The sequence below is a fragment of the Mesorhizobium sp. M0243 genome, assembly GCF_040321775.1.
In the GTDB taxonomy this organism is placed as follows: domain Bacteria; phylum Pseudomonadota; class Alphaproteobacteria; order Rhizobiales; family Rhizobiaceae; genus Mesorhizobium.
The window spans coordinates 15,802-31,399 of the sequence record NZ_JAMYSF010000035.1 but is presented as its reverse complement, the minus strand read 5'-3'; the positions used below and the strand labels follow the sequence as shown (position 1 = coordinate 31,399).

Genomic DNA, 15,598 nt, shown 5'->3' with positions numbered 1-15,598 from the left:
GTCTCCTCTCGAGGTCAAATGACGTCGAGAGACGACAACAATTATGCCGAGCAAGAAAGCAGATAGAGCGCTCTAACACATTGGAATCAACGGACGAATTGGCCTTGGTTGCTGCGGACTCCGCATAATCCGGCGCTCCACATAATTGCGGAAGTCGACCGGCTTCGTCGCCACCATGACCTTGACCGCACCCGTCGGCCCGATCACGACGTCGCCTTCAGCGCGCGGATCACCGCCGCCACCGTCCTGGTATCGGCGCCACGGCCGACCCGCATGGCGATGCCGTCGATCTCAAGCTCGATCATGCCGGCATCTCGGGTGGCTTGCAGTTTCCGCTGCTTCGGTGGACGCCTGGCTACAGGTTCCGGCGCCACAACCGCCGGCACGAAGGCAGGAGAATCTTGCTGCACCGAAGCTGCCTGTTTGCGCGCTTCCCGGCGCCAGGCGAAGACCTGCTGCGGCCTGAGACCATAACGGCGGGCGACCTCGGAAATGATTGCATTCGGCTCCAGCGTCTCCGCGATGATCCGCGCTTTGTCATCCACAGACCAATGACGCCGGCCGCCAGCACCGTTGATCACCTCGAAACGCCGAAGCTGCCGCTCCGGGTCAAGCGTACGGTCAAGTCCAGACACAAGCCGATCTCCGATCCCAATACAGGATCGGCAACCTCACAGATCGCGACCACTCCCGAAAGGTGGCCCCACCACAGCGCTTACGAAAGAGTGGAAAATGCCTCCACGTGGAGTGGACCATGGCCAAGGCTCAGTTCGCCGTCATCTTCGACGAGCGCTTCATCCGAGCCATGGCGGCGTAATGTTCAACCGCCCGCCCGCACACGGAATTCCTGACAGTCCCGCCGATGCTCTTTTCGCCAAGTCTGTTGCGCAGTGTGCCGACCACGCCGGTGCCGCCGATATTCTCAGCGACCTCGTATCCCCAAGCTTGCAGGCGCGCGGCGACCAGCGCGCTGGTCTTCTTCTCCTTGTAGGCCAGTTCCGGCTCGCTCAGCGTTGAACGGGCCAGCCGGTCGGGCTTGGTGACGATCATCGTGTCGCCCTCGCGCACATAGTCCAACGCGGCGTCGAGCTTGGGTCCGCTTGGTGGCGACCGACGAAAAATCCTCATTTGGCAGTCATAGCGACGCGCTGGTGCGTCGGTTGTCGATCCTATTCTTTGGCAGCTCTTTTCGCGATTTGCGACGCGGCTTCATTCTCAACGGGTGTATGAACTGGGGGCGTCCGATCTTGTCTCCGCGATTCAGATGGCCTCTTTCCGAAGATCCGTTTGTACCATGTCGAAAAATGGGAAGCTGAATCGAAACCGCAAGATAGAGCTACGTTGATCACAGATAGGCTAGAGTAGATGAGAAGCTCGCGCCCACGCTCTACACGGAGTTGCATGTAGTACCGCTGAGGCGTTAGGCCAGCGTGCATTTTGAATCGGCGCTCTAGCTGACGCACAGAAAGCCCTACCCGTAGGGCAATGTGCGGAACTGGTATTGGCTCCTCAACATGACGCTGCATTAGATCGATCGCGCATCGCACTTTTTTTGGCAGATGCGCTAGATGTTCCAGGCGTCCACCGAACTGATCCTCGTTCTCATTTCGGATATGTTCATGGTGGAACTGATTGGCAACGCTCCGAGCACGATCTCTGCCGAACCGTAGCGAGATCAGATGCAACATCATATCCATCGCCGCAATCCCACCCGAACAGGTCAAGCGGTCGCGGTCGATTTCATAAATCCGGTTCGTGCAGTTAAGATCGGGGAACTCTTCTTGAAACGCAGAACGGCTCTCCCAGTGTATCGTGCAACGATACCCTGACAGCAGACCCGCCCGAGCCAGCAGCCGCGTGCCGGTTGAGAGCGATCCAATCGTGAGTCTACGACGCCCCGCCTCCCTAAGAATTTGGAGATAGCGCCTTTCATCGTTCAACTCAGTATGCACACCACCGCAGACGAAGAGGTAGTCTGCACCGCGGAGCGCCGCTTCATACTCCAGCGTCGGCAGCGGAAAACCCATAGAAGCCTCTATATCGACGCCAGCCGGACTTGCGAATCGCCACAGGAAAGCAGGCCGTTGTATCAATCGGTTGAGGCAACGCAGCGGCTCAATTGCCGAGGCCAAGCTCATTAGAGATAGACCGAGCACAAGAAGGAAGATAAAGACTTGGGGTCTCTCCTCCGCATCAAAGACGGTATCTTGGGCTATCGGCACATCTCCCTCCATGCGTCAGGCGAAGCGACGTAGCATTCGCACTCTAGCGACCTTGTGCCCACTAGGGGTGGCGTAATGTTGGGCGATCGTCTCGGCCTAACTGCTTGCTCGTAGGCATAAGTCAATGCGACTAGGCGATCGTCCGCCAGCTTTGAGGACTGGACATCGGTCCTGGGTTCCGAGCGGCTCACCGGTGAGCTACTCGACCGGCTGACCCATCACGTTCATATCCTGACCATGAATGGCGATCCGCCGGGCGGCGTCGGGCCGCCGCGGCGGTCGGGGCGGAGCAAAACCAGGCCAATACCAATATCGTCGACGCCGAGACTGGCGAGATCAACAAAGCCTGATCCTCGATACCGAACGGCCGCCGAAGCAGAGAAGGGCTCCGATCGGGCCCTTCTCTTCGGCGCACCCTCACGTAAGTGGCCTGCTTTTACTCCGCCGCGGTGGCCTGGAATTGCTCCGCCGTTGACACACCTCGTTGAACCCTCCCAGCGCGTTGATCGCACCGGCAATCGGCAGGGAATTGTCAGCCTTGATGAGCCAGCGTGGAATGTCCCAACGCTTTGCGAGAGCTTCGGCGGCAAGGAACGGGGATTCGACGACGCCGGACCGGCCGCGCGGACCGGGGAAGCATCCTGGAGATGGTAGCGACCGTCGCGCTGGCTCGCCGCTGCAACGCTTGTCATTCGCCGCTCAATAATCGTCGACAGAACTTCGATGCGCCGCAGCTCGCCTTCGCTCATCATAATCAGTCCCGCAATCCCCGCACTGTCGAAGGCGGGAAGATTGGCAAGGCGCAAGCAGGAGCGATATTCCTACTTCCTTTGCCAGACCCGGACATTTCAGCTTATCTCCTGCAATCTCAAGTAGTGTGCCATAATTTATGGAACTTAGTTAGTTTAAGCAGTTTGCGTGGTTCTTTTATGAATTCGATGTGCTGAGTTCCGCAGCATGAGCTTCTATCAATTCTCGCTTCAAAACTTTACCGCTGGGATTTGTGGCTAGCGTTTCGAGAAAAACGTAGCGCCGTGGACGCTTGTACGAGGCGAGAACGCCCCCTGTCTTGCAGAACGTGTCGAGGTGATCAGCAGTCAAACCCGGATCGGAGACGACGAAGGCCGTCACCGCGTTCTGCCACTTGGCATCCGGAAGTCCAACAACCGCGGCTTCCCGGACCCCTGGGCACCTATGAAGAACCTCTTCCACTTCGCGAGGATAGATGTTCTCGCCCCCTGAAACGATCATGTCGTCGGACCGGCCGTGGAAGAAGAAGAACCCGTCTGGGTCTACTGAAAAAAGATCTCCTGTATAAACCCAGCCATCCTTCAATTTCTTTCTCGTCTCGGCCGGTTTGTTCCAATAGCCTGTCATCGCTTGCGGGCCGCGAACGATGAGCTGGCCTATTTCCCCTTGCGGCACTGTTTCAGACGGAGGTACCTCGCGCGCCGGATCGTTCGTGATCACGCGACATTCTGAAATAAGCGTGGGCTTGCCGCACGACCCGAGCTTCTGCAAGGCGTGTTCTGGATGCAATAACAGGGTCAAAGACGCTTCCGTCATTCCGTAGCCGTTGAACACACGGGGACAGAACTCTTCGATGACTCGCTTCATCGTTGCGGACGCAATTGCCGCACCTCCAGTCGTCACAAGCCGCAAACTGGAGATGTCAAACTCGCTAACTCTCGGATGGAACAGCATTTCTTGGATCTGGGTCGGCACCGCAAACAGTGTGGTGATCTGCTCTGACTGGATGGTCTCCAAAGTCTTTTCAGCCTCAAAGCGGCCCAGAACGGCGTTCGTTGCCCCAACCATGAGATGGGGCATGAAGTAGGCTTGCATGCCTCCGACGTGATAAAGGGGCGCTATATGAAGCGCGGTGTCCCTGTGGGAAAGGCCGTACTCCATGACGCAGTTCATGGCGATCGCTACGTCATTGGCGTGGGTGTGGACTACCCCCTTCGGTCGCCCCGTGGTCCCAGACGTGTATACGAGCGCTGAAATATCGTCCGATTGAGGAGTTGGCAAAATTTCATTTCGATCAACCGTTTGCTCCGCAAGGGTTTCGAAATGGAAGTGGCCTGCCGGAATGTGATCCGGATCATAGGCACAACCTATGTACTCATGGAGAGACCGAACTTGTGCGGCTACCTTCAGGGCATTCTCAGTCAGATTTCGGCCATAGATCAAAACCCGGGCTCCCGAGTCCTGGAGGATCGAGATCGCCTCCCCCGCGCTCAAGCGAAAATTAAGCGGAACGGCCGCTGCACCCAAGAGCTGACAGGCAAAGTATGTGGTCACGGAATTCTCGGACGTGGAAACGTAAAAAGCGACACGATCTCCCGGGCGAACGCCCATGTCGGCAAGAGCCTGAGCGAAACGCCTAATCCGTCGAAACCAATCAATATAAGTCCATCTGCGATCCTCGTATATCAAGGCCGTGTGATGCATATGCCTTTCTACAGAGGCTTCCAGCAGGCGCGCTATGTTCACCACCAAGGTGTCCTTAGAACTAAAGATTCAGCTTTATGGTTGGCATCTCGCGAGACGAAATGAGGTATTTGTTCATCTCTGACGTTCCACCTACGATCGTGAGTGCGCGTGCATCTCGATATATCTGTTCTGTTCGGCCAAATTGTTGTGTCAGACCGTCGCCCCCGAGGATTTGGACCGCTCGATCGGCGCAGAAGATCGCCATTTCGGTGGATACAAGTTTCGCTTGGCTGGCTTCACCCATCAGGTTCACACCATCAACGCCCTGGTCGTACATTGTCGACGCGCGGTAGGTGAGGAGCTCCGCAGCGTTCAGCCGCCAACTCATTTCGGCTACCATGTCCCAGATGAGCTGCTTTTGTCCGAGCTTTTGGCCAAACACGCTCCTCTGCTGAGCGTGGGCCACAGCGACATCAAATGCAGACCGGGCAACGCCAAGCCCGGAGCCGCCCAGAAGGATGCGTTCGAAGTTGAAGGCAGCGAGCATGATGCCGAAGCCCTCATTTTCGCGGCCGAGCAGGTTGTCTTCAGGGACGCGCACCTCGTCAAAAGAAACTTCGCCAACGACGCAACCGCGACGTCCCATGAAGTCATAGTTTTGGGGGAATGACAGGCCCGGGGCGTCGCCGGGGACGACGATTGCCGTCATGCCTTTCCTTGGCGAGACGGTAGGGTCTGAAATTCCCCAGACCACGTAGACATCAGCCTTGGACGCGTTTGAAATGTAGCGCTTGAAGCCGTTTATGACCCATTCGCTTGTGCTGTGATCAAATCTGATGATTGTCTCCATCCCCGCGCTGTCGGATCCGACATTCCGCTCGGTCATGCAGATCGCGCCAACAGATTTGCCCTCGATAAGAGGACGCAAATGGCGATCTCGGATAGAGGCGCTTGCGAAGCGATACAGCGGAAAGGCGCAAGACAGCGTCGTTGCGACCGTCGATTCGAACCCATAGTTGTGATAGGCCGCCTCTTCGGATAGGATCGTAGCTGCAGTAAGGCCAGGTTCGGTGAGCGGACCGTCGTATAGATCTCGGAACAGCAATCGCAGGTAGCCACCGCGTCCGAGCGCCTGGACGACTTCCATAACGGCATTCCAGCCAGATCGCCGCTCTATATCGCTGCAACGTGGAACCAGCTCGCGCTGGAACAGCGCACGGATCTCACACCTGAACGCTCGCATTTCGTCATTGAGCAGGAAGTCACGCATGCGGGTCTCGACGTTGTAAGAATGCAGCCACAGGGCCCTTCCTGGTCTCGTTGCAGAGCCCAAAACAGGTTGCGGCCGAACTGTCGCTGCAGAGTCAGCGGTCGCCTGAAACTAACGGCCCGGCTATATGGGGGAAGGCGAAATGCGACACGGCAGGATACCGACCCGACATCGGCTCCTGCCCTGTCGTTAAAGCACTCCCGCGGGACGCCTCGCTCCACGCCTGAGAAAAGACGGTCTGGTCTCCGAAGGCTTCCAGGCTGGCTTCGAAATGAAAAAAGTGCGGCGCTGCAGTCATCACGACCTTTGTATCGACGTCGCTATCCAACTGGCCCGACTGAGACGCTTCTGCCAGGACGACTCCACCTGGACTGAGAGCGGGTCATCTGGCAGGATCCGGTGTGTCTCGGATCGACGCGTGCTCAGTGTAAGATCAATGTCACCTAACTGGTCAGCGCCGCCGTCCCCTTGCCGCGTCGTGATTGTCTCTCCAGTCGCCACGTCCCGCTTGACCGACCAATCAGATGTGGAAGGTGGGATGACTGTCACCGCCAGGGGCGGCCTCCGGGGGCCGAACTCTCTCAGCCGGCTATCCTCCGGTCGAACAGGACATATAGGAAGAAGAACCGCTGTGGAACCTGTGCGCACGAAAAGCGTGACCCGTTCCGGTGACAGCCATACCATGAGCCAATAACTGCTTGAAATGGCGAGCCGCAGCCTGCTTCCCTTCTCAAAGCGGTGCCAATTTCATTGAGTTGCACGCTGACGTCGTAGAACGTGCTAGGGACCAGCGCCTCAAGGAATTCACGGCTGTTGCGCTGGGTCAGATTCAAGGAAGAACGAAGAACGCAGAGTTTTCGCGACAAAAGAAAGTGTCCTTTACATCAGGCAGGGTTCCTTGGCCTACGCGTTTGTCCGTGGCTGCAAAGGCAGGCCGTAAGCACGCATCTTGTTGTAAAGAGTCTTTCGCGAAATCGCGAGATAGCGCGCTGTTTCTCCGCGGCGGAAACGATGACGCTGAAGTGCGTCAATTATCCATTCCCGTTCGTCTGCCGGATGCGGCTGCGGCGCGTCCGCATCGCTTAGGGGCGGCAGATGCTCGGCCTTGATCCAGTCGCCCTCGCAGCTAATGGCGGCAGTCTCGAGCACCGAACGCAATTCACGGATGTTGCCGGGCCACCTATACGTCATCAGGATGCGGTAGGCCGAATGGTCAACTTGCAGCTTTCGGCTGCGCCGATCCTTTCGGAGGGCTTGGAAGAAATGTTCTGCAAGAAGGGGAAGGTCTTCAAGGCGGTCACGCAAACTGGGAAGGAATACATGTCCCGGGGACAGACGCGACTCGAGCGCAGGCATCAACAGTCCGCTTGAGCCCAACTGAGAGAGCGGCCTCGTCGATGTCAGAATCAGGCGGCCTTCGAACCGCCCTTTCTCGTTGTCGCCCAGACGCCGGTAAACGCCTGTCTCGATGACTTCTATCAGCCGTTCCTGGGCATCCACGCACAGGCATTCGACGTTCTCAATCAGTATGGTTGCTTTGGGATGGTACTGAAGCAGGCCAAGCACCTTCCGTCCGCCCTCGCTTGGGGCGGAGCCAAAAAGCGAGTTTCCACCTGGGTCGGCGGCGCTTGCACTGATGAGCTTGCTCCCGGGACGTCTGGCGGCCTCGTGAATTCCGCGTGCCAGGAGCTTTTTTCCGGTTCCGGCTTCCCCGGTAATCAGAACCGGCAGTGGAGACGCCGCGAGCTTTTCGATCCGTTGCTTGATTTGCTGGATCGATGGCGAGCGGCCGACGATGGAGTATTCGCGCTGCACATGCTCGAGCTGGCGCTCCAGTTCATCAATTCGCTTTTGCAACGTGCCGACGGATTTGAAGGCCGATGTAACCTGCTCCATCGAGGCCTCGAGAGGCACCCGGTCGATGGTAGAGCCGCCGATGTATCCGTCCGCCTTTGAAGCTGCCGAAACCTCATACATTTGCTGGGGACTGACAATGGGGCCGCCCTCCAGGACACAGAGAGTATCCTCCGAAATGGCGCGTATATGACGGAAAACGATTTTCGCATACTCGGCCGCCTGCGTCAGGCTCAGCCCGGTGCGGCTTCCGACAGTTCCGCCGACGTTCCAGCCGAGATTAAGGTTGATGATGTCCACGCCGGCCTGAGCCGCCTGCTGCGCCTCGACCACTTTTCGAACGTAGGCGAGAGTTGCCATACCCTTCTTGCGAGCGACATGAAGCATTTCGAGCTCACGCTGGAAACCGACTCCTGCGCTCTCAATATCGGCCCGAAAACGTCCATCGAGGAAGATGGAGCTCGGGAAGTTTACGATCGCGCCGAAGCCCGCATCCGCGATTTTTTCCAGCTCAGCGTCCAGCGAACGCCGGGGATCGAAAGCACAGGCCCCGAAGAAGACCGGGACCTTTGCGAAAGGCAGGATCTCTGAGCGGGCGAAATCCATGACGAAGTCATTGCTCCGGCGCAAAGCAAGCAGGGAGAAGATGGAGGGCGCGCCCATGCTGCGCAGGCGCCCAGCATTCAGAGCGAGGATAAAGTCTGCGCCGCCGCGTGAGGCCGCCTGGGCGGCCATCCCTGTGCCGATCGCCGCGCCAACGAGAGTCGAATTGGGCTTGCCAAGCGTAGCCTTAAGGGCCGCAACGATATCCGCTCTCGCGTGCGCGAGAGCGGATAATGCAAGACGAGGATCCCCAGAATGAATGATCGGATCAGCCATTGTGGGGCCAGCCTACATCTTAGTGAGCGTCGATCGAAGCGCTCTTTCTAAAGGACTGGAGGAATTCCTGTACTTTCACGGGCTGGCCGAGACGCGCGCTTTCGATGGCTGAGAACACTAGCGCAACCGACTGGAGATTGTCCTCCACGTTGGTCGCCATTGGCGGGCCGCCGTCGAGCCAATGGCAGAACTGCTCGATCAAGAGTGTATTTTTCCACTTCTTCCCAGGAAGCAGAGACACCTGCTGCCCTCTCCCTTGCCGGTTCTTTTGATAGATCCGCTTCGGATCCCTGTGGAACACTTCGACCTCTCTATGATCGAGGATCGCCGTCCCGGATGCCGCTTCCACTCGGAAGTATTCAAAGCCCCAATCATTGAGCCCCGTGGATTGTGCTGACGACCCTTCATAAACGCCATGCGCACCGTTGGCGAAGTCCATCAGTACTATGACGTCCGTATCGTCCTTGTATTCCGCCCATTCGGGCTTCCAAGTGCGGGCATAAATTGACGTACAGGGCGCTTCCGCCAGATCGGCCATGATGTCGAGGTGATGTACGGCGCCCTCAATGAGCATTGGGTGGTTCATTTCGTGCCGAAAACGACTCCACGAATCGTAAGCGCGGAAATCCCCGGCGAACCGGCAGGACACCGTATTGACCCGGCCGAGGGCGTCCCCGCTTACGAGCGTCCTCAGCGTCGTTTTATCCTGGTCGAACCGGTGACTCATGGTGATTCCCATCTTGCGGCCCGCCGCTCTCACTTCGTCAGCGATGCGGACGGAAGCCTCCATGGTATCGGCGATCGGCTTCTCGGACAGAATATGCATGCCGCGTGCAAGGGCCAGGTCGACGATTCCCTCGTGTAAAGCGGGCGGAATGACGATGGTGCAGAAGTCGGCATCTACCGCCTGGAAGGCTTGTTCGGCCGAGGTGAAGCACTGTTCCGCCTTCAATCCGAGGTGCTTCCGGCCGATTTGGAGCGCTTTGGCATCGATATCCACCAAGCCGACCACCTCGATCGTCCCGTCTGAATGGTTTGACGGCAAAAATGTGTCGCACCAGCGCTCTCCGAAGCCGCCTGCCCCCACATGTAGGACCTTATACGTCATCGATTTTTCCTTCAGATGTGCAGAATTTAGGCGAGAATCACACCCGGTCGGGGCGAACATCGGCAGGGCCGTGTTTGTGCTCCCAAAGATGGCCAAAGCGCTTCTTACCTTCGAGAGTCGTCTCGAAATAGGCACCCTTCACGTTTGAGCGAACCTGCGGAAGATCATGGTGGTGTCCCATGCCGATGGCGACACAATCACCAACCTCAACTTCGAAACTGCGCGATCCGACAACGACCGTGCCTGATCCCTCGAAGATCACCCAGTATTCGTCGCAATCATGATAGTGAGAGTCAAAGTTGGTCGACTTAGGATAAGTGACGGGGTCACCCTTTGACCAACCCAAGGTGCTGGAAGTGAGTTCGAAGATGCCGCACCCACCCAGCTCGGTGCCCCACTTGCCGGAAAAAATGAGCACCTGCGCCGTGCGATCGCCGGCATCCGCTGTGAAGGGACCGTCGGCCTCATGCAAGTCCCAGAACTGGCCTTCACTGAGCACCTGCGCTCCGTTCCCACTCGTCAGGCGGCACGATCCACGTGTGACGAGTAGCCGCTGCCTATTGCCGGAGAGCGGAAGCGATAGGGGCTGGTCGGAAAGGTCCGCGAATTCAAACCCTCTGAGTTCGCACCAAGTGGGTGGCTGTTCTCCGCTTTTGAAAACGGACATCTTTTTCCTTCCCTTCTACTATCAGGCTGTCTTGCGGCGGATCGCCTTGAAGGCGAGTGTCTGGGACTTGATCGCCTCCTCCGCCGGCAACCGCTCCATGCTGCTTGCGCCGTAGAACCCGTGGCATCCCTGGCAGGAATCGAGAATGAAGCGGGCATCTTCCGGATTGGCGATCGGGCCGCCATGGCTCAGAATGATGATATCGTCGCGGATCGCTCGAGCGGCTTCAATGCACTCGTTGATCAACGAGACACAATCGTCCATCGACTTGCCCGAACGCGCACCAATCGCGCCACCCGTCGTCAGTCCCATGTGGCAGACGAGAATATCAGCTCCGGCTTTCGCCATCGCTACCGCATCTTCCGGGCTGAACACGTAGGGTGTGGTCAAGAGATCGAGCTTATGGGCCTCGGCAATCATCTCGACTTCCTGGGCATAGCTCATGCCCGTCTCTTCGAGATTCTGACGGAACAGCCCGTCGATCAGACCCACGGTCGGGAAATTCTGCACGCCGGCGAAGCCGATCTCCTTCAGTTCGCGCAGGAAGGTCGACATCACCACGAACGGATCCGTGCCGTTGACGCCGGCAAGCACTGGGGTACGCGTAACGACCGGCAGAACCTCGCGGGCCATGTCGACGACGATCTGATTGGCATTGCCATAGGCAAGAAGTCCGGCAAGGGACCCGCGGCCGGCCATGCGATAGCGGCCCGAATTGTAGATCACGATAAGGTCGATATTGCCGGCTTCCTCGCTCTTGGCGGAAAGGCCCATACCGGCACCACCACCGATGATCGGCTCACCGGCCTTGATCTTTTTCTGGAAACGCTCGATCAGCTCCGAACGGGTGGGACATTTGATGGCGGGATCAGTGCTCACGAAGGGCCTCTTTGAAATTGGTAACAAGGTGCTCCGCAAATTGCGGATCATTTATGTGAAGGGCGACGCGCGCCAGCTGTCGCTTGTCAGTGCAACGGAGCGTGCGTTCGAGCGCTGCGAATAGCGCAGCATTGGCTTCGGGATCGTGGAAGGGCTGACCCGGCGCGTCGATCGCCGACACCCCCAGCTCCGGAATCAGAAAGCGAACGGGCCCCTCACAAAGGTTCAACCGCTCTCCGATCCATTCACCGATCCTGATGCATTCGTCCGGCGTCGTTCGCATCAGCGTGACCTGCGGGTTATGGACGTACAGCCGGCGCGAGCGAAACTGATTCGGGACTGCGTCCATGGCCCCGAAGTTGACCATGTCGAGAGCGCCGCAGGAACCGACATAGGGCAGTCCCGTCCGAGCGAAGGCCCCGAAGCGATCGGGCGTGCAGGGGAAAACGCCGCCCAGCAGATAGTCGCAGACCTCGGTGGTAGATACATCGATCCCGCCGACCAGCAGACCGGAATCGGCGAGCTTCTCGAAGGATTGCCCGCCTGTTCCGGTGGCATGGAACACCAGGCAATCGAAATCTGTCCCCAGCGACCGGGCCACGGCCTGGACACATGGCGTCGTGACCCCAAACATCGTCAGGCCGATTGCGGGCCTTTCGTCGGCTGTGGCGCCAACCCTGTTGAGGACCATCCCGGCAATAGAATGGGCAGCATTGGCGAGGACCACCCGCGAGATGCGGTTCAGTCCGGAAACGTCCGTCACCGAATACATCATGCTGATGTCGGTCGGCCCGACATAAGGGGCAACATTCCCAGAGGCGACGGTCGAAACAAGGACCTTCGGAACGCCGATGGGGAGAGCGCGCATTGCTGGCGCGATCAAGGCAGTTCCTCCCGAGCCGCCCGCACCGATGATGCCGTCGACGTCCGGGCGTGATCGGATGTACTCCACCAAGGCCTGCGACATAGCGGCGACTGCCTTGCCACGGTCCTTGAGCTCCTCGGCCTTCGGCGGGTTCGGATGGAAGCGTGCCACCTCCGCCGGCTGGACGTCGACATCCGAAGCTTCGCTGTGAAACTCCGACACCGAAACGTCGACCAGGACGACGTTACAACCTGCATCCCGGATAAGGTCCCGGAGATAGCGCAGTTCGCTGTCCTTCGTATCGCAGGTGCCAACCACATAAACCGTTTTCATTGTTCTCCTCCCGGCCACTCCTCGTTAGCCGTCCTCACCTCACCAAAAACCTAAACGTCATGCCTGCAGCAAATCAATTGGCGCAGGTCTGTGCTTTGGGTAGAATTGGGTAAACAACTCGCAGCCACAAATGCACTCCGTTTCCACGCTTCAATCCTATCCAGATCACCCCCGACTCTGCCGCGCCCTCTGACGCACAGACTGAGCCGTCACCTCTTTTGCCCGTCTTGAACGGCCGTCTCCTGTCGGAAATCGGCAACCGAATATACCCGAGCCGGGTACTTGCAGGCGTGCTCGCCCTCGATCCATTCCGCCGCCACGTGGATATGAAGGCCCTTGAGACTGTCGGCTGCCCCGGCGTCGTCAACTTCCCGAGCGCAACCGCGATCGACGGTAAAATGCACGTCAGGTTCGGAGGACTTCGGCTACGGGGTGACGACCGAAATCAATCTGCTGCGTACGGCGGTCGCAAAGCGCTTCAATGCTCTCGCCGTGGTCGACAGCTTCGGAAAGGCTCAGGGAAGCCGTCGCCGCCGGGGTAAGCGGAGTAATAGCCAGACCGCCGTTACTGCGGCTTGGCGCGCCCCGATTCATCTACCCCCATGTACATGATCGCATCTATCCGCGCGGCCTCGAAGCGTCTCGGCTGTCCCTCGATCGCGGCAAGGCAGTCAACGCACGCATCATAGAAGCAACGCTCATGGCAGTAGAACGCGACTCCAGCAATATGCGGCGTTGTCAGTACGTTGGGATGGAAGCGCACCGGTTCGGTGCGGAAAACGTCGACTGCGGCCTTAAGTCCGCGACAGGGAGCCTATATCTTGCATTGTCGGGTGCACAAGTATGCGCCCTATTCCCGCCGCTCGAAGAACTCCAGCTTCTCCCCGTCTGGCCCGTTGACAAAGCTGCAGCGCATGCTGTCCCAGAGTTGCAGGTCTTCGGTGAATTCGGCCTCCGGCCAGAGTTCCTTTACCCGGACCTTGGCGGCGTCGAGGTCGCGGACGGTGAAGGCGTAGTGGTCGATGGGGCTGCGGCCGGGGAAATCATTGTTGTTGCCGCCGGCGATCAGCTCGATTTCCTGTCCGCCGAGTGTGAGGAAGATCAATTGCGCACCGCGGAAGAAGAGCTGGCGCTCCCGCACTTCCATGCCGATCACCTCGCTATAGAATTTTATCGAGCGCTCCGCGTCTTTGACCCGCAAACCAATATGTTCGAACTTATGCGGCTTCATCTTTGCCCTCGTAGTTTCATAACCTATTTGTGAGAACATCCCAAGTATGTGGTCCAAGCTGATGACCGGCTTTTGGTCGCAGATCAACCTCCGTCAACGTGTTCCACTCGAACAATTCAATCGTGGACCAATTCTGCTCGATCGGTGAAGTCGGCCGAAGTTTTTCTCCAACAGTCGCGGAGATAGCGCAGTTCGCTGCCTTTGGTATCGCAGGGTGCCCACCACGTAAGACTTTTGTCATCGTCCTCCTACCGGGTTCCGCTCACTCGATCGTCCTCACTTGAAAAGCCTAGATGTCACGCCTGCAGCAAATCAATTGGCGCAAACCGACGTTCTGGGTAAAATCGTGCAATCATCTCGCACGTACGATATTCTGAGAGCTCCTGAGACCGTGGCCGCCGCTGCGTCTCCAACTTCCCGAGCGTGACCGCGATCAACGGCGAAATGCACCCGCAAGGACTTCGGATACGGGGTGAAGACTGAATCGCGCCGGAGTTCAATAGTCGACCGTGAACTATCCGCAAGTCATTGATTGTGTTTGCTGATTGACGTGAATGCCGGCTTTGGAATTGCAGGATTTACGGTATTTGAGAGCTATTTCTTGCAATTCGGTTTTGCGATTCCCTTGCGCCGCCGAGCGTGATTGAACTAAACCGCTGCCGCGGTAGCTGATGCGCGGGTCTGGCCTGAGGAGGCCCCCGTCTGAGAAGATTTGGTGTCGAGCCAACCTTCCAGACAGGAGAACCCCAGATGGCCCAGATAAGCCCTCTGCGTCAGCGGATGATTGAAGATCTGACGATCCGCAATTTGTCACCGGAGACCCAGCGATCCTACGTGCATCACGTGGCGAAGTTCAGTCGATTTTTTGGACGATCACCCGATCAACTGGGATACGAAGAGGTGCGCGCCTATCAGGCCCACTTGGTGGGCCGAAGGGTCTCGTGGGGCGCGTTGAACCAGACCGTTTGCGCCTTGCGTTTCTTCTACGGCGTGACGCTGGGTCGATCTGATCTGCCTGAGCGGATCGCTTACGCTCGGACGCCGCGCAAGTTGCCGATCGTGCTGAGCGCCGATGAGGTGGTCGGCTTTCTGCAGGCCGTGAAGGGGACGAGGAACCGGGTCGCTCTGATGACCACCTATGCGGTGGGCTTGCGCGCCGCGGAGGCGGCGCGTCTGCAGGTGACGGACATCGATAGCAGCCGGATGATCATTCGCATCGAGCAGGGCAAGGGCGGCAAGGACCGCTATGTGATGCTGTCGCCGCAGCTGCTGGAGATTTGCGCGTCTATTGGCGGTTGACCAAGCCGGGGCGATGGCTATTTCCTCGGCGCGATGGCCGCGGCCCGATCCACCCACAGACCTTAGCGATCGCCTGTCGAGCAGCCTGCGAGTTCCTGGGCGTTGAGAAGCGGGTGACGGTGCACACCCTTCGCCACAGCTTCGCCACCCACCTTTTGGAAGCCGGCACGGATATAAGGATCATTCAGGTGCTGCTGGGCCATCGCAGCCTGGCGACGACGACACTATACGCCCAGGTCTCAACGGCTGTGATCGGCCGGACCGCCAGTCCTTTTGACCAACTCCGCATGGAGATCACGCCGCCCGGCTGAGCCGCGCGCCATGCGCCCGGATCTGGAAGTGGCGGATGTATTCCACCGTCACGGGGCTGATTATCGCCGCGACCATGCCGGCCATCTCGGGCGTGTCGAACGCCGGGTCATGGCCGCGGTGGAGGCGTGCCGGACCGCGGCCCTGGGCGGTCACGCTGAACACTGCGCCGACTGCGGTCTCATGCGGCAAGCCTATAACTCCTGCCTTATGGGCAGATCCAGTAATGGGGAGTTGGCGGCGACT

At 58.4% G+C, this 15,598-nt stretch carries 12 protein-coding genes and 4 pseudogenes; 4 read left to right on the top strand and 12 right to left on the bottom strand.

Features of this window, described 5'->3' with window-relative positions; all coding sequences use genetic code 11:
- Positions 1-203: 203 nt before the first annotated feature.
- From tnpA to NKJ11_RS29945, 3 genes are all read right to left on the bottom strand, one after another.
- Positions 204-635: an IS66-like element accessory protein TnpA gene (tnpA, locus tag NKJ11_RS29955; RefSeq protein ID WP_352794878.1), complete on the bottom strand. Its 432-nt coding sequence runs from the start codon at positions 633-635 to the stop codon at positions 204-206.
- Positions 636-765: 130 nt separating this feature from the next.
- The gene (locus NKJ11_RS33895) at positions 766-1,128 is read right to left on the bottom strand and encodes a hypothetical protein (protein ID WP_502905822.1); all 363 of its coding nucleotides are present in this window, start codon (positions 1,126-1,128) and stop codon (positions 766-768) included.
- A gap of 41 nt (positions 1,129-1,169) precedes the next feature.
- Positions 1,170-2,222 (bottom strand): GlxA family transcriptional regulator, encoded by a 1,053-nt coding sequence (locus NKJ11_RS29945; protein WP_352794877.1) that lies wholly within the window; start codon positions 2,220-2,222, stop codon positions 1,170-1,172.
- A 150-nt stretch (positions 2,223-2,372) separates the two neighbouring features.
- On the opposite strand from NKJ11_RS29945, the pseudogene NKJ11_RS29940 reads away from it, so the two are divergent.
- Positions 2,373-2,572 (top strand): annotated as a pseudogene (locus NKJ11_RS29940) (ATP-binding protein); the annotation flags it as partial.
- Between the two features lie 297 nt (positions 2,573-2,869).
- Complete coding sequence (locus NKJ11_RS29935; protein WP_352794876.1) at positions 2,870-3,169, top strand: hypothetical protein; 300 nt, start codon at positions 2,870-2,872, stop codon at positions 3,167-3,169.
- On the opposite strand, the gene NKJ11_RS29930 is transcribed toward NKJ11_RS29935, so the two are convergent.
- The 9 genes and pseudogenes from NKJ11_RS29930 to NKJ11_RS29890 form a co-directional block, all read right to left on the bottom strand.
- The gene (locus tag NKJ11_RS29930; protein ID WP_352794875.1) at positions 3,150-4,721 is read right to left on the bottom strand and encodes a class I adenylate-forming enzyme family protein; all 1,572 of its coding nucleotides are present in this window, start codon (positions 4,719-4,721) and stop codon (positions 3,150-3,152) included. The two genes, NKJ11_RS29935 and NKJ11_RS29930, sit on opposite strands and share 20 nt — an antisense overlap.
- A gap of 16 nt (positions 4,722-4,737) precedes the next feature.
- Entirely contained in the window at positions 4,738-5,928 is a 1,191-nt protein-coding gene (locus tag NKJ11_RS29925) for an acyl-CoA dehydrogenase family protein (protein WP_352794874.1), read from the bottom strand.
- A 297-nt stretch (positions 5,929-6,225) separates the two neighbouring features.
- Positions 6,226-6,657 (bottom strand): annotated as a pseudogene (locus NKJ11_RS29920) (hypothetical protein); the annotation flags it as partial.
- Positions 6,658-6,831: 174 nt separating this feature from the next.
- A complete protein-coding gene (locus NKJ11_RS29915; RefSeq protein ID WP_352794873.1) occupies positions 6,832-8,661 on the bottom strand; it encodes a phosphoenolpyruvate hydrolase family protein in 1,830 nt (609 codons plus the stop codon).
- 19 nt (positions 8,662-8,680) lie between these two features.
- Positions 8,681-9,769, bottom strand: a complete 1,089-nt coding sequence (locus tag NKJ11_RS29910; RefSeq protein WP_352794872.1) for a Gfo/Idh/MocA family protein — start codon at positions 9,767-9,769, stop codon at positions 8,681-8,683.
- Positions 9,770-9,806: 37 nt separating this feature from the next.
- On the bottom strand, positions 9,807-10,268 hold the full coding sequence (locus NKJ11_RS29905; RefSeq protein WP_352794871.1) for a cupin domain-containing protein: 462 nt from the start codon (positions 10,266-10,268) through the stop codon (positions 9,807-9,809).
- A 189-nt stretch (positions 10,269-10,457) separates the two neighbouring features.
- Entirely contained in the window at positions 10,458-11,315 is an 858-nt protein-coding gene (locus NKJ11_RS29900; protein WP_352794870.1) for a phosphoenolpyruvate hydrolase family protein, read from the bottom strand.
- Positions 11,305-12,513 carry a Tm-1-like ATP-binding domain-containing protein gene (locus NKJ11_RS29895; RefSeq protein WP_352794869.1) on the bottom strand — a complete coding sequence of 403 codons (1,209 nt, stop codon included), beginning with the start codon at positions 12,511-12,513 and terminating at the stop codon, positions 11,305-11,307. Before NKJ11_RS29895 ends, NKJ11_RS29900 begins: the two co-directional genes overlap by 11 nt.
- A gap of 850 nt (positions 12,514-13,363) precedes the next feature.
- Positions 13,364-13,801 carry a VOC family protein gene (locus NKJ11_RS29890; protein WP_352794868.1) on the bottom strand — a complete coding sequence of 146 codons (438 nt, stop codon included), beginning with the start codon at positions 13,799-13,801 and terminating at the stop codon, positions 13,364-13,366.
- 693 nt (positions 13,802-14,494) lie between these two features.
- Here NKJ11_RS29890 and NKJ11_RS29885 point away from each other — a divergent pair.
- Positions 14,495-15,354: pseudogene (locus NKJ11_RS29885) on the top strand (site-specific integrase).
- A gap of 10 nt (positions 15,355-15,364) precedes the next feature.
- A pseudogene (locus NKJ11_RS29880) lies at positions 15,365-15,559 on the top strand (transposase zinc-binding domain-containing protein); the annotation flags it as partial.
- Positions 15,560-15,598: the final 39 nt, after the last annotated feature.

What these genes read in the sequence shown, in the direction of transcription:
- NKJ11_RS29935 (WP_352794876.1), top strand. Translation starts at nt 2,870, where the DNA reads ATGGTAGCGACCGTCGCGCTGGCTCGCCGCTGCAACGCTTGTCATTCG.
- NKJ11_RS29895 (WP_352794869.1), bottom strand. Translation starts at nt 12,513, where the DNA reads ATGAAAACGGTTTATGTGGTTGGCACCTGCGATACGAAGGACAGCGAA.
- NKJ11_RS29925 (WP_352794874.1), bottom strand. Translation starts at nt 5,928, where the DNA reads ATGCGTGACTTCCTGCTCAATGACGAAATGCGAGCGTTCAGGTGTGAG.
- NKJ11_RS29910 (WP_352794872.1), bottom strand. Translation starts at nt 9,769, where the DNA reads ATGACGTATAAGGTCCTACATGTGGGGGCAGGCGGCTTCGGAGAGCGC.
- NKJ11_RS29915 (WP_352794873.1), bottom strand. Translation starts at nt 8,661, where the DNA reads ATGGCTGATCCGATCATTCATTCTGGGGATCCTCGTCTTGCATTATCC.
- NKJ11_RS33895 (WP_502905822.1), bottom strand. Translation starts at nt 1,128, where the DNA reads ATGAGGATTTTTCGTCGGTCGCCACCAAGCGGACCCAAGCTCGACGCC.